General features: G+C 60.5%; 18 protein-coding genes. 17 read left to right on the top strand and 1 reads right to left on the bottom strand.

Features of this window, described 5'->3' with window-relative positions; translation table 11 throughout:
- Positions 1–36: 36 nt before the first annotated feature.
- From gspD to ACZ9W6_RS10280, 15 genes are all read left to right on the top strand, one after another.
- The gene (gene gspD, locus ACZ9W6_RS10210; RefSeq protein ID WP_465191023.1) at positions 37–2,061 is read left to right on the top strand and encodes a type II secretion system secretin GspD; all 2,025 of its coding nucleotides are present in this window, start codon (positions 37–39) and stop codon (positions 2,059–2,061) included.
- The gene (gene gspE / locus ACZ9W6_RS10215) at positions 2,058–3,512 is read left to right on the top strand and encodes a type II secretion system ATPase GspE (RefSeq protein ID WP_465191024.1); all 1,455 of its coding nucleotides are present in this window, start codon (positions 2,058–2,060) and stop codon (positions 3,510–3,512) included. Before gspD ends, gspE begins: the two co-directional genes overlap by 4 nt.
- A 5-nt stretch (positions 3,513–3,517) precedes the next feature.
- Positions 3,518–4,723, top strand: a complete 1,206-nt coding sequence (gene gspF / locus ACZ9W6_RS10220; RefSeq protein WP_465191025.1) for a type II secretion system inner membrane protein GspF — start codon at positions 3,518–3,520, stop codon at positions 4,721–4,723.
- Between the two features lie 51 nt (positions 4,724–4,774).
- Complete coding sequence (gspG, locus tag ACZ9W6_RS10225; protein ID WP_465191026.1) at positions 4,775–5,212, top strand: type II secretion system major pseudopilin GspG; 438 nt, start codon at positions 4,775–4,777, stop codon at positions 5,210–5,212.
- Between the two features lie 6 nt (positions 5,213–5,218).
- Complete coding sequence (locus ACZ9W6_RS10230; protein WP_465191027.1) at positions 5,219–5,716, top strand: type II secretion system protein; 498 nt, start codon at positions 5,219–5,221, stop codon at positions 5,714–5,716.
- Positions 5,713–6,090, top strand: coding sequence for a type II secretion system minor pseudopilin GspI (gene gspI, locus ACZ9W6_RS10235; protein ID WP_465191028.1), 378 nt, complete (start codon positions 5,713–5,715; stop codon positions 6,088–6,090). The genes ACZ9W6_RS10230 and gspI overlap by 4 nt, the downstream gene beginning before the upstream one ends.
- On the top strand, positions 6,087–6,638 hold the full coding sequence (locus ACZ9W6_RS10240) for a prepilin-type N-terminal cleavage/methylation domain-containing protein (RefSeq protein WP_465191029.1): 552 nt from the start codon (positions 6,087–6,089) through the stop codon (positions 6,636–6,638). The genes gspI and ACZ9W6_RS10240 overlap by 4 nt, the downstream gene beginning before the upstream one ends.
- 17 nt (positions 6,639–6,655) lie before the next feature.
- Entirely contained in the window at positions 6,656–7,588 is a 933-nt protein-coding gene (gene gspK, locus ACZ9W6_RS10245; protein ID WP_465191030.1) for a type II secretion system minor pseudopilin GspK, read from the top strand.
- Positions 7,585–8,730 (top strand): type II secretion system protein GspL, encoded by a 1,146-nt coding sequence (gspL, locus tag ACZ9W6_RS10250; protein WP_465191032.1) that lies wholly within the window; start codon positions 7,585–7,587, stop codon positions 8,728–8,730. The genes gspK and gspL overlap by 4 nt, the downstream gene beginning before the upstream one ends.
- The gene (gspM, locus tag ACZ9W6_RS10255) at positions 8,730–9,224 is read left to right on the top strand and encodes a type II secretion system protein GspM (protein ID WP_465191033.1); all 495 of its coding nucleotides are present in this window, start codon (positions 8,730–8,732) and stop codon (positions 9,222–9,224) included. Before gspL ends, gspM begins: the two co-directional genes overlap by 1 nt.
- A gap of 141 nt (positions 9,225–9,365) precedes the next feature.
- The gene (gene carA / locus ACZ9W6_RS10260) at positions 9,366–10,493 is read left to right on the top strand and encodes a glutamine-hydrolyzing carbamoyl-phosphate synthase small subunit (protein WP_465191034.1); all 1,128 of its coding nucleotides are present in this window, start codon (positions 9,366–9,368) and stop codon (positions 10,491–10,493) included.
- Between the two features lie 11 nt (positions 10,494–10,504).
- Complete coding sequence (gene leuE / locus ACZ9W6_RS10265; RefSeq protein ID WP_465191035.1) at positions 10,505–11,155, top strand: leucine efflux protein LeuE; 651 nt, start codon at positions 10,505–10,507, stop codon at positions 11,153–11,155.
- Between the two features lie 29 nt (positions 11,156–11,184).
- Positions 11,185–14,394 carry a carbamoyl-phosphate synthase large subunit gene (carB, locus tag ACZ9W6_RS10270; RefSeq protein WP_465191036.1) on the top strand — a complete coding sequence of 1,070 codons (3,210 nt, stop codon included), beginning with the start codon at positions 11,185–11,187 and terminating at the stop codon, positions 14,392–14,394.
- 148 nt (positions 14,395–14,542) lie between these two features.
- Positions 14,543–15,019: a transcription elongation factor GreA gene (gene greA / locus ACZ9W6_RS10275; RefSeq protein ID WP_465191037.1), complete on the top strand. Its 477-nt coding sequence runs from the start codon at positions 14,543–14,545 to the stop codon at positions 15,017–15,019.
- Between the two features lie 35 nt (positions 15,020–15,054).
- On the top strand, positions 15,055–15,486 hold the full coding sequence (locus ACZ9W6_RS10280; protein WP_465191038.1) for a DUF4149 domain-containing protein: 432 nt from the start codon (positions 15,055–15,057) through the stop codon (positions 15,484–15,486).
- A gap of 50 nt (positions 15,487–15,536) precedes the next feature.
- On the opposite strand, the gene yhbY is transcribed toward ACZ9W6_RS10280, so the two are convergent.
- Positions 15,537–15,863 (bottom strand): ribosome assembly RNA-binding protein YhbY, encoded by a 327-nt coding sequence (gene yhbY / locus ACZ9W6_RS10285; RefSeq protein ID WP_465191040.1) that lies wholly within the window; start codon positions 15,861–15,863, stop codon positions 15,537–15,539.
- A 90-nt stretch (positions 15,864–15,953) separates the two neighbouring features.
- Here yhbY and ACZ9W6_RS10290 point away from each other — a divergent pair, with 90 nt between their 5' ends.
- Together ACZ9W6_RS10290 and ftsH are read left to right on the top strand one after the other, a co-directional pair.
- On the top strand, positions 15,954–16,571 hold the full coding sequence (locus ACZ9W6_RS10290; RefSeq protein ID WP_465191041.1) for an RlmE family RNA methyltransferase: 618 nt from the start codon (positions 15,954–15,956) through the stop codon (positions 16,569–16,571).
- Between the two features lie 69 nt (positions 16,572–16,640).
- Positions 16,641–18,548 (top strand): ATP-dependent zinc metalloprotease FtsH, encoded by a 1,908-nt coding sequence (ftsH, locus tag ACZ9W6_RS10295; RefSeq protein ID WP_465191042.1) that lies wholly within the window; start codon positions 16,641–16,643, stop codon positions 18,546–18,548.
- Positions 18,549–18,567: the final 19 nt, after the last annotated feature.

Raw genomic sequence — 18,567 nt, forward strand, 5'->3', positions numbered from 1 at the left:
CCGGACGATAATGATGTGAACAAGAAAGACACTGAGATGCGATTTTCCCGTTTGGCTGGTGCCCTGGCGCTGGTCTTTGCCTGCCATGCCTATGCCGCACCGGACGAGCCGGTGATGCTGAACTTCGTGAATGCCGACATCGAAAGCGTGGTCAAAGCCATCGGCGAGATTTCCGGCCGTAACTTTGTGGTCGATCCGCGGGTGAAAGGCACCATCAACATCATTTCCGCCCAGCCGGTGCCACGTAGTCTGTCCTACGAGATTCTGCTGTCCAGCCTGCGCATGCAGGGCTTTTCGGCGGTCGAAAGCGGCAGCATGACCAAGATCGTGCCCGAGGCTGATGCCAAGCTGCATGCCGGCATGGCTACCTCACGACGCGGTGGCGGCGAAAAACTGATCAGCCGCGTTTTCATCATGCAGCACGGCAGTGCCAACCAGCTGGTGCCGGTGATTCGCCCCATCATTTCGCCCAACAATACCGTGGCCGCCATGCCGCAGGCCAATGCGCTGCTGGTGACCGATTACGCCGACAATATCCGCCGCATCGAGAGCATCATCGACAGCATCGAGCGTGCCTCGGCCAATGATGTGGTGATCCTGCCGGTCAAGCATGCACCGGCATCAGAGATGGCGCTGCTGCTCAATCGTCTGCTGCAAGAGGCCAGCACCGGCGCGGCCAACGCGGCGGATGGCGGCCGCTTTACCATCGTGCCCGATATGCGCAGCAACCAGCTTTTGGTGCGCGCCGATACTGCCGGCCGTCTGGCCAAGGTGCGCAGCCTGCTGGAAAAGCTGGATCAGCCCAGCCAGGCGGGTGCCAATGTGCGCGTGGTGTATCTGCGTAATGCCGAAGCGACCAAGGTCGCGCAGACCTTGCGCTCCTTGTTGTCTGGCGAGTCTGCGGCCAACCCTGCGCCGTCCGCGCCTGCGGCTGCGCCGGCTGGCGCTGCTGCACCAGCTACTCAGGCACCAGCCAGTGGCCCGCTGGCGGCCAACATCCAGGCAGATAGCGCCAATAATGCGCTAATCATGAATGTGCCTGATGCGATGTATCAGAATCTGCGCAATGTGATCGAGCTGCTGGACAAGCGCCGCGCCCAGGTATTTGTCGAGGCACTGGTGGTGGATGTCTCGGCCGAGCGCGCGCAAGAATTCGGCCTGCAATGGCAGTCGCTGAACAATCTGGCCAATGGCGGTGCGTTTGGTGGCACCAACTTCCCGTCGGGCTCAACGCCAGGCATCGTCAATATCAGTGCCGGACAAATGGCGGCCAACGGAGGCCTGTCCATCGGCTACAGCAAGGGCACGCTGAATCTGCCGGGCATCGGACAGGTGCTGAATCTGTCGGTGCTGGCGCGGGCGCTCGAGAAAGAAGCCGAGGGCAATGTGCTGTCCACGCCGAACCTGATGACGCTGGACAATGAAGAAGCCAAGATTGTCATCGGCCAGAACGTGCCTTTCCTCACCGGCAGCTACAGCAATACCGGCAACGGCAGCAGTGGCGGCAGCTCGTCGGTGTCTTCACCATTCCAGACTTACGAGCGCAAGGATGTCGGCCTGACGCTGAAGCTCACGCCGCAGATTTCCGAAGGCGGCCTCGTCAAGCTGAAAATCCTGCAGGAGCTGTCCTCGGTGGACGAGGCGAGCCGCAATAATCCGGCGGGCCTGACCACCAATAAACGCGCGATCGAGACCACGGTCACCGTCGATGATGGCAATATCGTCGCTATCGGCGGCCTGATCCAGGAGGCAGTCAGCGATGGCGAGGACAAGGTGCCGCTGCTGGGCAATGTGCCTGGCCTTGGCTGGTTGTTCAAATACCAGAAAAAACAGCGCAAGAAGACCAATCTGATGGTGTTTCTGCGACCAACCATCCTGCGCGATGCCGCTAGTGCCGTGCAGCTGGCGGGCGATCGTTACGACTATGTAATCGGCCAGCAGCAAAAGGCCGGCAGCCTGCCGCTGAATCCGGGGAGGACGCTACCACAAGGCCCGAGCGGCGGCATTCTCGAACAGTTGCAGCCGAAATTGCCGCTGGCCAACGGTGCGGCCAAGCCATGAGCGTGATTGCCCGCCCGCTATTACCGTTCGCCTTTGCGCGTGCCAATCGCATCCTGCTGGAAGACGGCCCGGATGGGCGGCTCTTGCTGCTGGAGGCTGCGACAGCGCCGACCGCGATGAGCGAGGTCTATCGTTTGCATGGCGCGCCGGACAGTGTGCGCGAGCTGACTGCCGAAGAGTTCGAGCGTCATATGTCGCGGCTGTATGCCAACCGCGAGCAGGCCGCGGCCAACGTGGTTGATGATATCGGTGACTCGCTTGATCTGTCGGCGATGGTCGATGCCCTGCCCGAAGTCGAAGACTTGCTGGAGTCCGAAGGCGACGCGCCTATCATCCGCATGATAAATGCCTTGCTGACCCAGGCCTTGCGCGACGGGGCATCCGATATTCATATCGAGGCGTTCGAAGACCGTTCGCTGGTGCGTTTCCGCCTCGATGGCACGCTGCGTGATGTGGTCAGCCCGCATCGCGCCTTGCATGCCGCGCTGGTGTCGCGCCTGAAAATCATGGCCACGCTCGATATCGCCGAAAAACGTCTGCCGCAGGACGGCCGTATTTCGCTGCGCCTGGGCGGTCGCCCGGTTGATGTGCGGGTATCGACGCTGCCGACCAGCCATGGCGAGCGCGTGGTGCTGCGTCTGCTGGATAAAGAAGCGGCGCGGCTAGACCTGGCCACTCTGGGCATGGCCAGCGACACGCTGGCCGAAGTCGACCGGCTGATTGCCCAGCCGCACGGCATCATTCTGGTGACCGGCCCGACCGGCTCGGGCAAGACCACCACCCTGTACGCCGCACTGTCACGACTCGATGCGCGGCAGAGCAATATCATGACGGTGGAAGATCCGGTCGAGTATCACCTCGACGGCGTCGGCCAGACCCAGGTCAATGCGCGCATCGACATGAGCTTTGCCAAGGCCTTGCGCGCCATTTTGCGCCAGGATCCGGACGTGGTGATGATAGGCGAGATCCGCGATCTCGAAACCGCACAGATCGCGGTGCAGGCTTCGTTGACCGGCCATCTGGTGCTGGCGACGCTGCATACCAATGATGCTGCCAGTGCGATTACCCGTCTTACCGATATGGGCGTCGAGCCTTTCCTGCTGGCGTCCAGCCTGCTGGGGGTGATGGCGCAGCGACTGGTGCGCCGCCTGTGTCCGCATTGCAAGAGCCCGCATCCGCTGGCACTCGATGATGAGCCGGCCACCGTGCATTACCGCGCTGTCGGTTGTCCGGCCTGTGGCGGTCACGGCTATCGCGGCCGCTATGGCGTGTATGAATTCCTGACGGTCGATGACACCCTGCAAAAGCTGATTCACGATCGAGCCAGCGAAGCCGAGTTGCGTGGCCATGCGCTGTCTTGCGGCATGCGCAGCCTGCGCGATGATGGCCTGCGCTGGGTGCGTGCCGGCGAGACCAGCGTCGAGGAAATCCTGCGCGTGACGAGGAGTTAAGCAGCTTGGCCGCATACAAGTTTCTGGCCGTGGATGGCGGCGGACGCGAACACAAGGGTTTGCTGGAGGCGGATTCGCCGCGTGCGGCGCGTGCCCAGCTGCGCGAGCGCGGGCTGATTCCTCTGGAAGTCGACAGCGTGGCCGCGCCCGGCCGTGGTGTGTCCTTGCTGTCTCGTGGACTGCCCCGAGCCGAGCTGGTGATGTTGACCCAGCAGCTGGCAACCTTGCTGGAAGCCGGGCTGCCGCTGGAGCGCGCGCTGGCGGCGATTGCCGAACAAGCCGAGCACCCGCGCACCCACGCAGTACTGGCGCAGGTACGCAGCGACATTCTCGAAGGCAAGTCGCTGGCACAGGCAATGGCGTCAGCACCGGCGGTATTCAATCATCTCTACCGTTCGCTGATTCTGGCGGGCGAGCAGACCGGCAATCTGGCGCGGGTAATGGTGAAACTGGCCGATTATCTCGAACAGCGTCAGCACACCCAGCAAAAAGTCGCGCTGGCGATGGCTTATCCACTGGTAGTCACCGTGGTGGCGCTGCTGGTGGTCGGCGGGCTGATGGCCTATGTGGTGCCACAGGTGGTCAGCGTGTTTGCCCAGAGCAAACAAAGCCTGCCTTTCCTGACGCGGGCACTGGTGGCCAGCAGCCATTTCTTGCGTGAATGGGGCTGCTTGTTGTTGCTTGCGCTGACAACGTTGGCCGCAGGCTGCTGGCGGGTGCTGCGCATACCGGCGGTGAAGGCGCGCTGGCATCGTTTGCTGCTGAAAACGCCGGTAATCGGCCGTCTGTTGCAGGCACTCAATACCGCACGCATGGGCAGTACGCTGGCGATTCTGGTCGGCTCCGGCGTGCCTTTGCTGACAGCGCTGGAAACCGCTCGCGGCATTGTCAGCCTGCTGCCGATGCAGGCGGCGCTGAGCGACACCATGGCGCGAGTGCGCGAGGGGGCGGCGCTGTCGCGCGCGCTGGCGGCGACGCGCCAGTTTCCGCCGGTGCTGATTCATCTGATCGGCAGTGGCGAATCCAGCGGCCGGCTGGCCGATATGATGGACCGAGCGGCACTGCAACAGCAGAACGAGGTCGAACGCAAGCTGGCGACGTTTACCACGCTGATGGAGCCGCTGCTGATCCTGCTGATGGGTGGCATGGTGCTGATGATCGTGCTGGCCATCATGATGCCCATCATCGATATGAACCAGATGGTGCGCTGATTTTGACAACAACAGCCCTTGCCCGCGAGGCGGGGCAGACGAGGAGAAACAATGAAACTGGCAAGACAGGCCGCGCAACGCGGCTTCACCCTGATCGAAATCATGGTGGTGATCGTGATTCTGGGCGTGCTGGCCGCGCTTGTGGTGCCCAAGGTGATGAGCCGGCCGGACGAGGCGCGGGCGGTGGCGGCCAAGCAGGACATCGGCGCCATCATGCAGGCGCTGAAGCTGTACCGCCTTGACAATGCGCGCTACCCGTCCACCGAGCAGGGCCTGAAGGCGCTGGTGGAAAAGCCGGCCACCGGCACCCCGCCGAAAAACTGGAAGCCGGGCGGCTATCTGGAACGTCTGCCGAACGACCCATGGGACAACCCGTATCAGTACGCCGCGCCGGGCAGCCATGGCGAGATTGATGTCTGGAGTCTGGGTGCAGATGGCGAGAGCGGCGGCGAAGGCAATGACGCCGATATCGGCAACTGGAATCTGTAAGCCGGCATGAAACCCAGCCGCGCCGCTTGCGGCCAACGTTGGCCGCAGACCGGCTTCACCCTGATCGAGGTGATGGTGGTGCTCATCATCATCGGCGTGATGGCGACCACGGTCAGCTTCACCCTGCGCCCTGACACCCATCGCCAGCTGGCTGACGAGAGCTATCGTCTGGCGCGTGTGCTGGAGCAGGCGGTCGATGCCGCCGAGCTGGGCGAGCCGATCGGCCTGTCCTGGCAGGCGGATGGTGCGCATTGGCAGTGGCAGGACGAAGCCGGGCAATGGCAGACGGCCAGCGAGGTTTTCTTCGCGCATCGCGCCCTGCCGGAAGGTTTGCGTGGCGATGGCATCTGGCTGGCTGGCGTGCCGGCCAGCGCTACCCAGGCGCTTTGGCAGGATGGTCGCAGCCCCGATTTGCGGCTGCGGCTGGTGGCTGACAGTGGCGCGCGCGAGATTCGTCTGTCGCCGCTGGGGCTAGTGACGGTTGAGGAGGTCGCCAAGCCATGAGGCGGCAGCAGGGCTTTACCTTGTTCGAGGTGCTGGTGGCGCTGGCCATCATGGCGGTGGCGCTGGCCGCGCTGCTGCGTGCCAGCGGCGTGGCAGTCGATAACAGCGAGAACATGAAGCAGCGCATGCAGGCCGGCTGGGCGGCGCAAAGCCGGCTGGCGCTATTGCAGGCACGGCAGGAGTGGCCGGCTACCGGCAGCAGCAGCGGTGATACGGCTGACGACGGCAGCCCATTGACCTGGCAACAGCAGGTCAAGGCCACGCCGAATGCGGCAATCCGCGAGGTACAGATCAAGGTGCTGGCACCGGGCAGCGATTATGTGCTGGCCGAGATCAATGGTTATCTGCGCCAGCCGCAAGGCGGCAAGCCATGAAGCGGCAGCAGGGTCTGACCCTGATCGAGATTCTGGTGGCGATGAGCCTGATGGCCATCCTGACAGTGATGGGCTATCGCGCCTTCGGCAATCTCTTGCTTGCCCGCGAGCATGTAATGCAGGTGGGTGAGCAGTGGGTGGAAATCGCGCGGGTGCTGCGCCGGCTTGAGAGCGAGTTGCTGCGACAGCCACGGCAGGCCGATGGAGTGCGTCACCCGGCCGCGCTGCGACTGGAGGGCGGGGCGGATGGCCAGCTGCTGGATTTATGGCTGGAAACTGCCAGCAATATGGCCGGACTCGAGACGGTGCAGTATCGCGGTGGCGCAGGCTTGCGCTGGCAGGTGTGGGCAGAGGGCGAGACGGCCAGCGGCGAGATTTATCCCGTGTTGCCGGCCGATATTCGTGCCAGCTGGCGGGTGCTGGATGGCAATGGCCGGTGGCATGCGAGTTGGCCGCCAGCCGGCAGCAATGCCCAGGCGCGGGCGTTGGAGATGCGGCTGCAATTGCCGGGCGAGGAAATGGTACGTCGCGTATGGAGTCTGCGATGAGGCGGCAGCAACGGGGGATGGCCATCATCATGGCGCTGCTGGTGGTGGCCTTGGCCGCAACGGCAGCCAGTACCGTGTTGTGGCAGCAGAGCCTGTGGTGGCGACAGGTGGATAACGACCAGCTGCGCGCCGGCATGCGTCAGGTATCGAGTGCGGCGGAAGACTGGGCGGCGGAAATCTTGCGCGCGGATCTGCTGGCCAGTGGCGAGCGCGACTATCTGGCCGAGGATTGGGCACAGCCCTTGCCGACATCATTCAGCGGCGATTTTCGTGTCGATGGCCAGTTAAGCGATGCCCAGGGGCGCTTCAATATCCGCAATCTGCTGCAGCCCGATGGCAAGCCGGACGAGGCGGCCGTCAAGCTGTATCAGGGGCTGCTACGTGTCTTGGGGCAGGATGAAAAGCTGGTCGAGCCATTGCTGGACTGGCTGGACGCGGATGAGGAAGCCCGGCCGCATGGTGCCGAAGCCGGCTGGTATGCGGCCCAGCAGCCACCGCGCAAACTGGCCAGCAATGAATACTTGCGCCGCGCCGAGCAGTTGCGCTGGTTGCGCGGTTATGACGAAACGGTAATGCGGGCCTTGTCGCCGCATATCGTGGTGTTGCCGCAGCGCAGTGCACTGAATGTGAATACCGCCACGCGCGAGCTGCTGCAGGCTTTGGTGCCAGGCCTGCCTGCCAGCCAGGCCGAAGCTTTGTTGTTGCAGCGGCGCAGTATCTATTTCAAGGATGCAGCCGATTTTGGTGCGCGCCTGACCGGTGGCCTGCAGCCTTTGCTGGTCGAAATCGGCGTGCGCAGTGATTATTTTCTGTTTGATTGTCGAATTCTCCACGAGCGCAGCCAGCTGCAGCTGCGGGCACTGTACCGGCGCGATGCCGCCGCCATGCGTCAGCTGTGGCGGCAGGAGGGCATTGTGCCCGGCGTGTTGCCCGGCAAGGAAAAACCATGAGTGTACTGAGAATTTACTGGCAAGCAGCCTGGCCGGACGCGCTTGAAGCGCTGGACTGGGCTTTGCTCGACAAGCAGGGCAGCCTGCTGGCGCAAGGGCATGATGCGGTGGCTGCGTGGCCTGCTGCCAGCCGGCTGGAGCTGGTGTTGCCGGCCGGCCATACCTTGTTTGTTGCCGCCAGTCTGCCGCCGGGCCGGCAGCTGCAGGGCGAGGCACTGGGCTTCGCGCTGGAAGAGCAGCTGGCAAACGACCCTGCGGCCAACCTTTACCAGATCGGCGCGTTACTGGCCGATGGCCGGCGGCAGATCGCGGTGGTCGAGCTGGCATCGCTGCGGCATGCGCTGGCCCGGCTGCAGCAATATGGCCGCGAGGTGGCGCTGATTGTGCCGGAAGAGTGTTTGTTGCCGCAGCTGGCGACAGGTTTGAGCCTGGCCCAGCTTGGCAGCGGCTGGCTGTGGCGCGGGGCGCAGGGCGAGTGCGGTTTTGTGCCGCAGGCCATGGCCGGTGTGTTGCTGCCGCGTCTGCTGGCTGATGGCGGCCAACTCCGGCTGTCTGGTGAAAGGCCGCAAGATGTGGTGCTGCCGGATGATATTGAAGTGGCCGAGGCTTTTGACTGGCGCAAGGCCCGAAGTAGCGGGGTGATCAATTTTGCCCAGGGCGCGCTGGCACCGCGTCGGGGAAAGGGCAGAGGCTGGTTGCCGCTCTTGGGCTGGTCGCTGGCTGGTTTGCTGCTGTTGCAGACTGTATTGATGGGCGGATTCTCCGGCTGGCTGGCCTGGCAAAAGCAGCAGTTGCAGCAGCAGATCCGCAGCGAGCTTCAGTCGTGGGCGCCTCAGGCGCTGCCAGGCAATGCCGTGCAACCGCTGCGCCAGGTGGTGGATGGCTTGAAGCTGGCGCGCGGCCAGACGCCGGATAGCGATGTCTTGCTGATGGCCGCCGAGGTGGCCGCCTTGCCGGGTGCATCAGCTTTGCGACTGGATAGCCTCGATTACGCTGATGGCGTGCTGAGATTTCGCAGTGCAGTGCTGAGTGAGGTGCAACTCAGGGAGTGGCAGCCAATGCTGGCCAGTCGTGGGCTAAAAATCATTGCCGGCAGTAGTGAACAGGGCGAGCGCGAGTGGCGCTTGTTGAGGGGGAAGTGATGAGGGGATTACTGACACAAGCCAGCCAGTACTGGCAGCAGCGCAGCCGGCGCGAACAATACATGTTGGCCGCAATGGCACTGGTATTGGGCGCGGCCTTGTATTACCTGCTGATCTGGCAGCCGCTGGCGAGCCATCGCGCCAAGACTCTGCGCCAGTTGCCGCAGCTGCAGGTTGAACTGCAGCAAGTTCAGGCGCTGACCCGGCAGGCAGCCGAGCTCGAGCCGCAGGGTGAGGTCGCGGCGATGCCGGCTGCGCAATTGCAGAGCCTGTTGCAGCAGCAGCTGGCACCTTTGGGGACGTCCTTGCAAATCAGTGCCGAAGGCGAGCATGCCGTGCGCGTCAAGGGTGAACTGAGCTTTGTTGACTGGGCCGGCATGCAGGGCAGTCTGGCCAGTCAGCAGATTCATGCGCGCACTTTGTCACTGCGTGCCGCCCCGACGGAAGGGCGTGTTTTGCTTGATGTGCTACTGGCGCATGCTGCTGGTATGTGAGGCAGGTTTATGTGCTGGCTATTGAGTTTTCGGGCATATCTGGTAAACTAGAAAAGTTTAACCGAACGGGACAAGCGCGTGCGCTATAGTCCCGTTTGTTGTATGCATCGACTGAAAAATCATTAATTTAGGAGCCAGCCAGTGACAACCGTACCCGCGATTCTTGCCTTGGCTGACGGCACGCTTTTTAAAGGCGTAGCCATCGGAGCCAGTGGCCACACCGTCGGAGAGGTAGTATTCAATACTGCCATGACCGGTTATCAGGAGATCCTTACCGATCCATCGTATACCCGTCAAATCGTCACCCTGACTTATCCCCATATTGGTAATGTCGGCGCGAACTCGGAAGACACCGAGTCCCGCGCCGTTTTTGCATCTGGGCTTATCATTCGCGACCTGCCGCTGTTGCACAGCAACTTCCGTGCAGAAGATTCGCTGTCTGACTATCTGAAAAAGCACAATGTGGTGGCAATTTCCGATATCGATACCCGCAAGCTGACCCGACTGTTGCGCGAGAAGGGTGCGCAGGCCGGTTGCATCATGGCGGGCGATATCGACGAGGCGCGTGCCATCGAGCTGGCACGCGGTTTTGGCAGCATGGCCGGCCAGGATCTGGCACAGGTCGTGACCTGCGAACAGCCGTACGAGTGGAACACCCGCGAGTGGCGCCTCGGCAAGGGCTATGTTGCCCAGACCGAGACTCCTTACCATGTGGTGGCTTTCGACTATGGCGTGAAGCACAACATCCTGCGCATGCTGGCCGAGCGCGGCTGCAAGCTGACCGTCGTTCCGGCCAAGACTTCGGCCAAGGATGTGCTGGCGCTGAATCCGCACGGCGTGTTCCTGTCCAACGGCCCGGGAGATCCGGAGCCATGTGACTACGCGATCACCGCCATCCGCGAAATTCTGGACACCAAACTGCCGGTCTTCGGTATTTGCCTGGGTCATCAGCTGCTGGGTCTTGCCTCCGGTGCCAAGACTTCCAAGATGAAGTTCGGCCACCACGGTGCCAACCACCCTGTGCAGGATCTGGATTCCGGCCGCGTGATGATCACCAGCCAGAACCACGGCTTCCAGGTGGACGAAAACACCCTGCCAGCCAATGTGCGCGTGACGCATCGTTCGCTGTTCGACCAGACCGTACAGGGCATTGCCCTGACCGACCGTCCGGCCTTCTCCTTCCAGGGTCACCCTGAAGCGAGCCCGGGTCCGGAAGATGTGGCCTATCTGTTTGACCGCTTTATCGCGGCCATGGCAGAGCGCGTCTGACAGGAGCTGATATGTTTGGCGTAACCGACCTGACTACCTACATTCTGGGCGTGGTGTTCATCATCCTGCTGCCCGGCCCCAACTCGATGTATGTGTTGTCCGTGGCCGCCCAGCGCGGGGTGCGGGCCGGTTTCGCCGGTGCTGCCGGCGTGTTTTGCGGCGACCTGATCCTGATGACCTTGGCCGCAACCGGTGCCGCCGGTCTGTTGCAGACCAATCCGGCACTGTTTGCCATCGTCAAATACCTGGGTGGTGCTTATCTTGCCTGGGTCGGGTTCAACATGTTGCGCGGTGCCTGGCGTGGCTGGCGTAATGCACGAAACACCGAAGAGGTCGCTGACGCGCGCGTGGAAGTCGATGCCCGCGAGCCGTTCAGCAAGGCGCTGATCATCAGCCTGATGAATCCCAAGGCCATCCTGTTCTTTGTTTCCTTCTTCGTGCAGTTTGTCGACCCGGCCTACGCTTACCCAGCACTGACTTTCGCCGTGCTGGGTGCCATCGTGCAAGCCTGCAGCATGATTTACCTGGCCACCATCATCGTGGCCGGACACCGGCTGGCTGCCAGCTTCCGTCGCCGCCGTCGCCTTGCCGCCTCGCTGGGTGGCGGGGTTGGCGCGCTGTTCATCGGCTTTGGCGCCAAGTTGGCCGCAGCCAGTCTGTGACGAATTTTGAATTGAATTGAGCGAATACCATGCCTAAACGTACTGATATCAAGAGCATTCTCATTATCGGCGCTGGCCCAATCGTAATTGGCCAGGCCTGCGAGTTTGACTATTCCGGCGCACAGGCGTGCAAGGCCCTGCGCGAAGAGGGCTACAAAGTCATTCTGGTGAACTCCAATCCGGCCACCATCATGACCGACCCGGATATGGCTGATGTCACCTACATCGAGCCGATTACCTGGAAGGTGGTCGAGAAGATCATCGCCAAAGAGCGCCCGGATGCCATCCTGCCGACCATGGGTGGCCAGACCGCACTGAACTGTGCACTGGATCTGGCACGCAATGGCGTGCTGGAAAAATACAAGGTCGAGCTGATCGGCGCGACCGAAGATGCGATCGACAAGGCGGAGGACCGTGGCCGCTTCAAGGAAGCCATGGCCAAGATTGGCCTGTCCTGCCCGCTGTCCTTCGTCTGCCACACCATGGAAGAGTCGCTGGAAGCGCAGACCAAGGTCGGTTTCCCGACCCTGATCCGTCCGTCCTTCACCATGGGCGGTTCCGGTGGCGGTATTGCCTACAACAAGGAAGAGTTCCTGGCGATCTGCGAGCGCGGTTTCGAAGCCTCGCCGACCCACGAACTGCTGATCGAACAATCCGTGCTCGGCTGGAAAGAGTACGAGATGGAAGTCGTGCGTGACCGCAACGACAACTGCATCATCATCTGCTCGATCGAAAACTTCGACCCGATGGGCGTGCACACCGGCGACTCCATTACTGTTGCTCCGGCGCAGACGCTGACCGACAAGGAATACCAGATCATGCGTAACGCCAGTCTGGCGGTACTGCGTGAAATCGGTGTGGATACCGGCGGCTCCAACGTGCAGTTCGCGACCAATCCGGACACCGGCGAAATGATCGTGATCGAGATGAACCCGCGTGTATCGCGTTCCTCGGCACTGGCCTCCAAGGCTACCGGCTTCCCGATCGCCAAGGTTGCGGCCAAGCTGGCTGTCGGCTTTACCCTCGATGAACTGAAGAATGACATCACCGGTGGCGCGACGCCGGCTTCGTTCGAGCCGTCCATCGACTACGTCGTGACCAAGATCCCGCGTTTCGCCTTCGAGAAGTTCCCGCAGGCTGACGACCGTCTGACTACCCAGATGAAGTCGGTTGGCGAAGTAATGGCCATGGGCCGCACCCTGCAGGAGTCGATGCAGAAAGCTCTGCGTGGTCTGGAAACCGGCCTGTCCGGTTTTAATCCGGTTACCACCGATGCCGAGACCATCCGTCACGAGCTGGGCGCACCAGGTCCCGAGCGTATCCTGTACGTGGCTGATGCCTTCCGTATCGGCATGAGCCGTGATGACATTTTCGCCATCAGCAAGATCGACCCGTGGTTCCTGGCCCAGATCGAAGACATCGTCGGCGAAGAAAAAGCCCTGGTTGGCCGCAAGGTCGAAACCCTGAGCTACGACGAACTGCGTCGCCTGAAGCGCAAAGGCTTCTCCGACCGTCGTCTGGGTGAAATCATCGGTACCGATCAGGCTGGCGTGCGTAGCCATCGCTGGAGCCTGAACCTGCATCCGGTGTACAAGCGCGTGGATACCTGCGCCGCCGAATTCGCCACCAACACCGCCTATATGTACTCGACTTACGAAGACGAGTGCGAATCCAATCCGTCCGATCGCAAGAAGGTGATGGTATTGGGTGGTGGCCCTAACCGTATCGGTCAGGGTATCGAGTTTGACTACTGCTGCGTACATGCCGCGCTGGCGCTGCGCGAATCCGGTTTCGAGACCATCATGGTCAACTGCAATCCGGAAACCGTATCGACCGACTACGATACTTCCGATCGTCTGTATTTCGAGCCGCTGACGCTGGAAGATGTGCTGGAAATCTGCCGCATCGAGAAGCCGTTCGGCGTGATCGTGCAGTACGGTGGCCAGACGCCGCTGAAACTGGCGCGTGCGCTGGAAGCTAACGGCGTGCCTATCATCGGCACCACCCCTGATATGATCGACGCTGCCGAAGACCGCGAGCGCTTCCAGCAGCTGCTGAACGATCTGGGTTTGAAGCAGCCGCCTAACCGCACTGCGCGCAATCCGGTTGATGCCATGCGTCTGGCCGAGGAAATCGGTTATCCGCTGGTAGTGCGTCCATCCTATGTACTGGGTGGCCGTGCGATGGAAATCGTGCACGAGCCAGCTGACCTCGAGCGCTATATGCGCGAGGCCGTCAAGGTCTCCAACGACAGCCCGGTATTGCTGGATCGCTTCCTGAACGACGCCATCGAAGTTGACGTGGACTGCCTGTCCGACGGCACCGATGTGGTGATCGGCGGCATCATGCAGCACATCGAGCAGGCGGGCGTTCACTCCGGTGACTCGGCGTGCTCGCTGCCACCGTACAGCCTGTTCCCGGCGGTGCAGGACGAAATCCGTCGCCAGACCGAAGCCATGGCGCGTGCGCTGAACGTGGTTGGCCTGATGAACGTGCAGTTCGCGATCCAGGGTGAAACCATCTATGTGCTGGAAGTGAACCCGCGTGCTTCGCGTACCGTGCCGTTCGTTTCCAAAGTGACTTCCGCGCCGCTGGCGATGATTGCTGCCCGTGCAATGGCCGGCATCAGCCTGAAAGAGCAGGGCTTCACCAAGGAAATCGTACCGCCTTACTTCGCGGTGAAAGAAGCGGTATTCCCGTTCATCAAGTTCCCGGGCGTGGATACCATTCTTGGGCCGGAAATGAAGTCGACTGGTGAAGTGATGGGCGTTGGCCGCACCTTTGCCGAGGCTTATGTGAAGGGCCAGCTGGCAGCCGGTGATCGTCTGCCGCGTACCGGCAAGGTCTTCCTGTCGCTGCGCGACGCCGACAAGGCGGGTGGCATCGAGGTGGCACGTGAGCTGCAGAAGCTGGGCTTCGGCGTTTGCGCTACCGGTGGTACTGCCAAGGCGCTGGCCGAGGCTGGCATCATCGTGCAGGTAGTCAACAAGGTGAACGAAGGTCGTCCGCACATTGTCGACATGATCAAGAACGGCGAAATCGACGTGCTGGTCAACACTGTTGACGAGAAGCGCAAGGCGATTCAGGACAGCCATGCGATCCGTCGCTCGGCACTGCAGATGCGTATTCCGCAGTACACCACCCTGGCTGGTGCCAAGGCTGTGTGCGCAGGTCTGAGCCATGTTGATGACTTTGATGTCTACAGCGTGCAGCAACTGCACGCCGAACTGAAGGCTTAAGCAGCAAGGTTGGCCGCTTGCGGCCAACCTTTGATGTAGCGGCAAATTGCCGGTACAATCCTGCCCAAACCCGATGTTCTGCAAGCCGCCGTCATGTACGGCGGCTTGCGCTTTTATTACAGGGCATCAGCCCTTGGAGATATCAGAAATGATCAAAGTCCCGCTGACTGTCCGTGGCGCAGAATTATTGAAAACCGAGCTGCAACGCCTGAAGAGTGTCGAGCGTCCTGCCGTGATCGAAGCGATTGCCGAGGCGCGCGCCCAGGGCGATCTGTCGGAAAACGCCGAGTACGATGCCGCCAAAGAGCGTCAGGCTTTTGTCGAAGGCCGTATCGCCGAACTTGAAGGCAAGCTGTCGAATGCGCAAATCATCGATCCGTCCGAGCTGGATGCCGATGGCCGCATCGTGTTCGGTACCACCGTTAAACTGATGGATCTGGAGTCCGAAGAAGAAAAGACCTACCAGATCGTGGGCGATGACGAGTCTGACATCAAGGAAAACAAGGTGTCGATCAATTCGCCTATCGCTCGTGCCCTGATCGGCAAGGTGGAAGGTGATGTGGCTGAAGTCCAGGCCCCGGGTGGTCTGCGCGAGTACGAAGTACTCGAGGTGCTTTACATCTGATCTGAAACGTAGGCCGCAACGGAACAGGAGTCATCATGGACGGATTGCGTGCGCTGGCACGAACCTTGTGGTTTGGTGGCATGTGGGTGGTGGGCATTATTGTGGCCCCGACCCTGTTTTCTGCGCTTGATAGCGTGACGGCAGGCATGGTGGCGGGCAAGCTGTTCAGCCACATGGCCTGGGTAGGTCTGGTTTGCGGGGTGTTCCTGCTGGTCGATTATGTCTGGCGACAGGGCGCCAAGGGCGTGAGGCAGGGCGGTTTCTGGCTGCTGCTGGGCATGCTGCTGTGCATTCTGATCAACCATTTCGGTGTGACGCCCATCATCGTGCAGCTGAAACTGCAGATGAATTCGGCGGCAGAAGGCTTGTTTGGCGGCGGTTTTGCCACCTGGCATGCGATATCGAGCCTGATCTACCTGGTGCAGAGCCTGATGGCACTGGTCTATCTGTTCCGTAACGACCAATGAAAAAAAGCGGTGGGAAACCACCGCTTTTTTGCACAAAGTTGACCGCAAGCTTACGGACGTGCCTTCAGTGCTTTCTTGCTCTTTGGCAGTTCGATGCGCTTGGCTTCGGACGGGCGATACAGCACCAGCAGTTTGCCGATGTGCTGTACCTGACCGGCGCCGAGTTCTTCAGCAATCTGGTCGTAGATGGCGACGCGTGCCACGCGGTCATCACCCAGCACCCGAACCTTGATCAGTTCGTGGGCATCGAGGCTGACGGCGATTTCGCGCAGCACGGACTCGGTCAGGCCGTTATTGCCGATCATCACCACCGGGTTCAGCGAGTGGGCCAGGCCTTTGAGATAAGTGCGCTCTACCGCGGACAATTCGATTTTCATGTGTAGCTTCAAGTTTCAGATTAAAAAAAGATTTTACTAAACTTTAGCCTGTTCCCCAAAGCGCTGAAGCATTTTTTTCAGGAATAAACGATGGCCAGAAGCAAGAGTAGCAACGCATGGCTGAGAGAGCATGTGAACGACCACTATGTGCACATGGCGCAGAAGGATGGTTATCGCGCACGTGCGGCCTATAAATTGCTGGAAATCAATGAGAAAGACAAGCTGATCAAGCCGGGCACGATTCTGGCAGATCTGGGCTCGGCACCGGGTAGCTGGTCGCAGGTGGCGGCCCGCATCGTGGGTGACAGTGGCAAGGTGTTTGCGCTGGATATCCTGCCGATGGCGGCGATTCCGGATGTGGCTTTCATCCAGGGCGATTTTCGCGAGCAGGAAGTGCTCGAGGAGTTTGTGGCCATGCTGGGCGGCCGTGAATTAGACCTTGTAATCTCGGATATGGCCCCCAATATCTCGGGTATGAGCGGCATTGATCAGGCCAGAAGTTATCTTCTTAACGAGCTGGCGCTGGAATTTGCACGCGATCATTTGAAACCTGGCGGCCATTTTCTCGTCAAAGTGTTCCAGGGTAGCGATTTCCAGCCTTATTTGCAGGCCATGCGTGACTTGTTCACCGAGGTCGTTACACGTAAACCCAAGGCCTCGCGTGATCGTTCAAACGAGATTTATCTGTTGGGCAAAGGTCGTCGCTGACAGCGTACCGACCCGGGTTTACAATAGAAAAACCATTCATCCAGTCAGGGCACATAGGAGCGCGCTCTTGTGAATAATATCGGTAAAAACATTGCGATCTGGGTCATCATCGGTCTGGTACTGATGACGGTGTTCAACCAGTTTACCAAGCGTCAGGAAACCCAGAATCAGGTCGAGTATTCGCAATTCATGAGCGATGTTGAGTCTGGCAAGATTCAGTCCCTGACCATCGAGGGCAATCCGCTGCGTGGCCAGTGGGTTCGCGGCAAACTGGCTGACGGTTCGTCCTTCAGTACTTATGCACCATTTGATGCCAAGATGGTTGACGTGCTGATCAAGCACAACGTGCGCTTCTCCGCCAAGCCGGAAGAAGAGCCATCGATGCTGATGAATATCTTCATCAGCTGGTTCCCGATGCTGTTGCTGATCGGCGTCTGGTTCTTCTTCATGCGCCAGATGCAGGGTGGCGGCAAGGGCGGTGCGTTCTCCTTCGGCAAGAGCAAGGCGCGCATGCTGGATCAGGACACCAATACCGTGACTTTTGCTGACGTGGCCGGCTGTGACGAGGCCAAGGAAGAGGTCAAGGAGATTGTTGATTACCTGCGCGACCCATCCAAATACCAGAGTCTGGGTGGTCGTATTCCACGCGGCATCTTGCTGTGTGGCTCGCCGGGTACTGGTAAGACGCTGCTGGCCAAGGCGATTGCCGGCGAAGCAAAAGTACCGTTCTTCAGCATCTCCGGTTCCGACTTTGTCGAGATGTTTGTCGGTGTCGGCGCGTCCCGTGTCCGTGACATGTTCGAGCAGGCGAAGAAAAACTCGCCGTGCATTATCTTCATTGACGAAATCGATGCGGTTGGCCGCCAGCGTGGCGCCGGCCTCGGTGGTGGCAATGACGAGCGCGAGCAGACATTGAACCAGTTGCTGGTCGAGATGGACGGTTTTGAAACCAACCAGACCGTCATCGTGATCGCTGCGACCAACCGTCCGGACGTACTGGATCCTGCACTGCAGCGTCCGGGTCGTTTCGACCGTCAGGTAGTGGTGCCACTGCCGGATATCCGTGGTCGCGAGCAGATTCTTGGCGTGCACATGCGTAAGGTACCGATTGCGGCCGACGTTGAAGCCAGCATTCTGGCGCGTGGTACGCCTGGTATGTCCGGTGCAGATCTTGCCAACCTGGTAAACGAGGCAGCCTTGTTTGCTGCACGTCGTAGCAAACGTCTGGTGGATATGCTCGATTTCGAGGATGCCAAGGACAAGATTTTCATGGGTGCAGAGCGCAAGTCCATGATCATCCAGCCGGAAGAAAAGCGTAAGACGGCCTATCACGAGTCCGGTCATGCGATTATCGGCGAGCTGTTGCCAGGTTGTGACCCGGTTCACAAGGTCACTATTATCCCGCGTGGCCGTGCGCTGGGTGTGACTTGGTCTTTGCCGGAGCAGGATCGCTTCTCTTGGTACAAGGATCAGATGCTGGCGCAAATCACCATGCTGTTCGGTGGCCGCGTTGCTGAAGATTTGTTTACCGGCCAGATTTCGACCGGTGCCTCGAATGACTTCGAGCGTGCGACCAGCATCGCCCGTGATATGGTTACCCGTTACGGCATGTCGGACAAAATGGGCCCGATGGTCTATGGCGAGAACGAGGGCGAGGTGTTCCTCGGTCGTTCGGTGACGACGCATAAAAACCTGTCCGAAGCGACCATGCAGCAGGTTGATGTGGAGATCCGCCGCATTCTTGATGAGCAGTATTCCTTGGCCGTCAAATTGCTGGATGAAAATCGCGATAAAGTCGAAACCATGACGAACGCGCTGATGGAGTGGGAGACGATTGACCGCGAACAGATTCGCGACATCATGGAAGACCGTCCGCCACGTCCTCCGACACCAGGTAGCGGTTTCAGCCGTCCGGAGAACAAGCCGCCGGCACCGCCTGCGCCAAGCATCAGCACTGAGCCTGCGCAAGAAGTCTGATCCAGTTTCAAACATTCAA

The organism is Vogesella lacus, assembly GCF_979366295.1.

Bases quoted from the DNA above. Each gene is read 5' to 3' on its own strand.
- gspD (WP_465191023.1), top strand. From the start codon at position 37: ATGCGATTTTCCCGTTTGGCTGGTGCCCTGGCGCTGGTCTTTGCCTGC.
- gspE (WP_465191024.1), top strand. From the start codon at position 2,058: ATGAGCGTGATTGCCCGCCCGCTATTACCGTTCGCCTTTGCGCGTGCC.
- gspG (WP_465191026.1), top strand. From the start codon at position 4,775: ATGAAACTGGCAAGACAGGCCGCGCAACGCGGCTTCACCCTGATCGAA.
- ACZ9W6_RS10230 (WP_465191027.1), top strand. From the start codon at position 5,219: ATGAAACCCAGCCGCGCCGCTTGCGGCCAACGTTGGCCGCAGACCGGC.
- gspI (WP_465191028.1), top strand. From the start codon at position 5,713: ATGAGGCGGCAGCAGGGCTTTACCTTGTTCGAGGTGCTGGTGGCGCTG.
- ACZ9W6_RS10240 (WP_465191029.1), top strand. From the start codon at position 6,087: ATGAAGCGGCAGCAGGGTCTGACCCTGATCGAGATTCTGGTGGCGATG.
- gspK (WP_465191030.1), top strand. From the start codon at position 6,656: ATGGCCATCATCATGGCGCTGCTGGTGGTGGCCTTGGCCGCAACGGCA.
- gspL (WP_465191032.1), top strand. From the start codon at position 7,585: ATGAGTGTACTGAGAATTTACTGGCAAGCAGCCTGGCCGGACGCGCTT.
- gspM (WP_465191033.1), top strand. From the start codon at position 8,730: ATGAGGGGATTACTGACACAAGCCAGCCAGTACTGGCAGCAGCGCAGC.
- leuE (WP_465191035.1), top strand. From the start codon at position 10,505: ATGTTTGGCGTAACCGACCTGACTACCTACATTCTGGGCGTGGTGTTC.
- carB (WP_465191036.1), top strand. From the start codon at position 11,185: ATGCCTAAACGTACTGATATCAAGAGCATTCTCATTATCGGCGCTGGC.
- greA (WP_465191037.1), top strand. From the start codon at position 14,543: ATGATCAAAGTCCCGCTGACTGTCCGTGGCGCAGAATTATTGAAAACC.
- ACZ9W6_RS10280 (WP_465191038.1), top strand. From the start codon at position 15,055: ATGGACGGATTGCGTGCGCTGGCACGAACCTTGTGGTTTGGTGGCATG.
- yhbY (WP_465191040.1), bottom strand. From the start codon at position 15,863: ATGAAAATCGAATTGTCCGCGGTAGAGCGCACTTATCTCAAAGGCCTG.
- ACZ9W6_RS10290 (WP_465191041.1), top strand. From the start codon at position 15,954: ATGGCCAGAAGCAAGAGTAGCAACGCATGGCTGAGAGAGCATGTGAAC.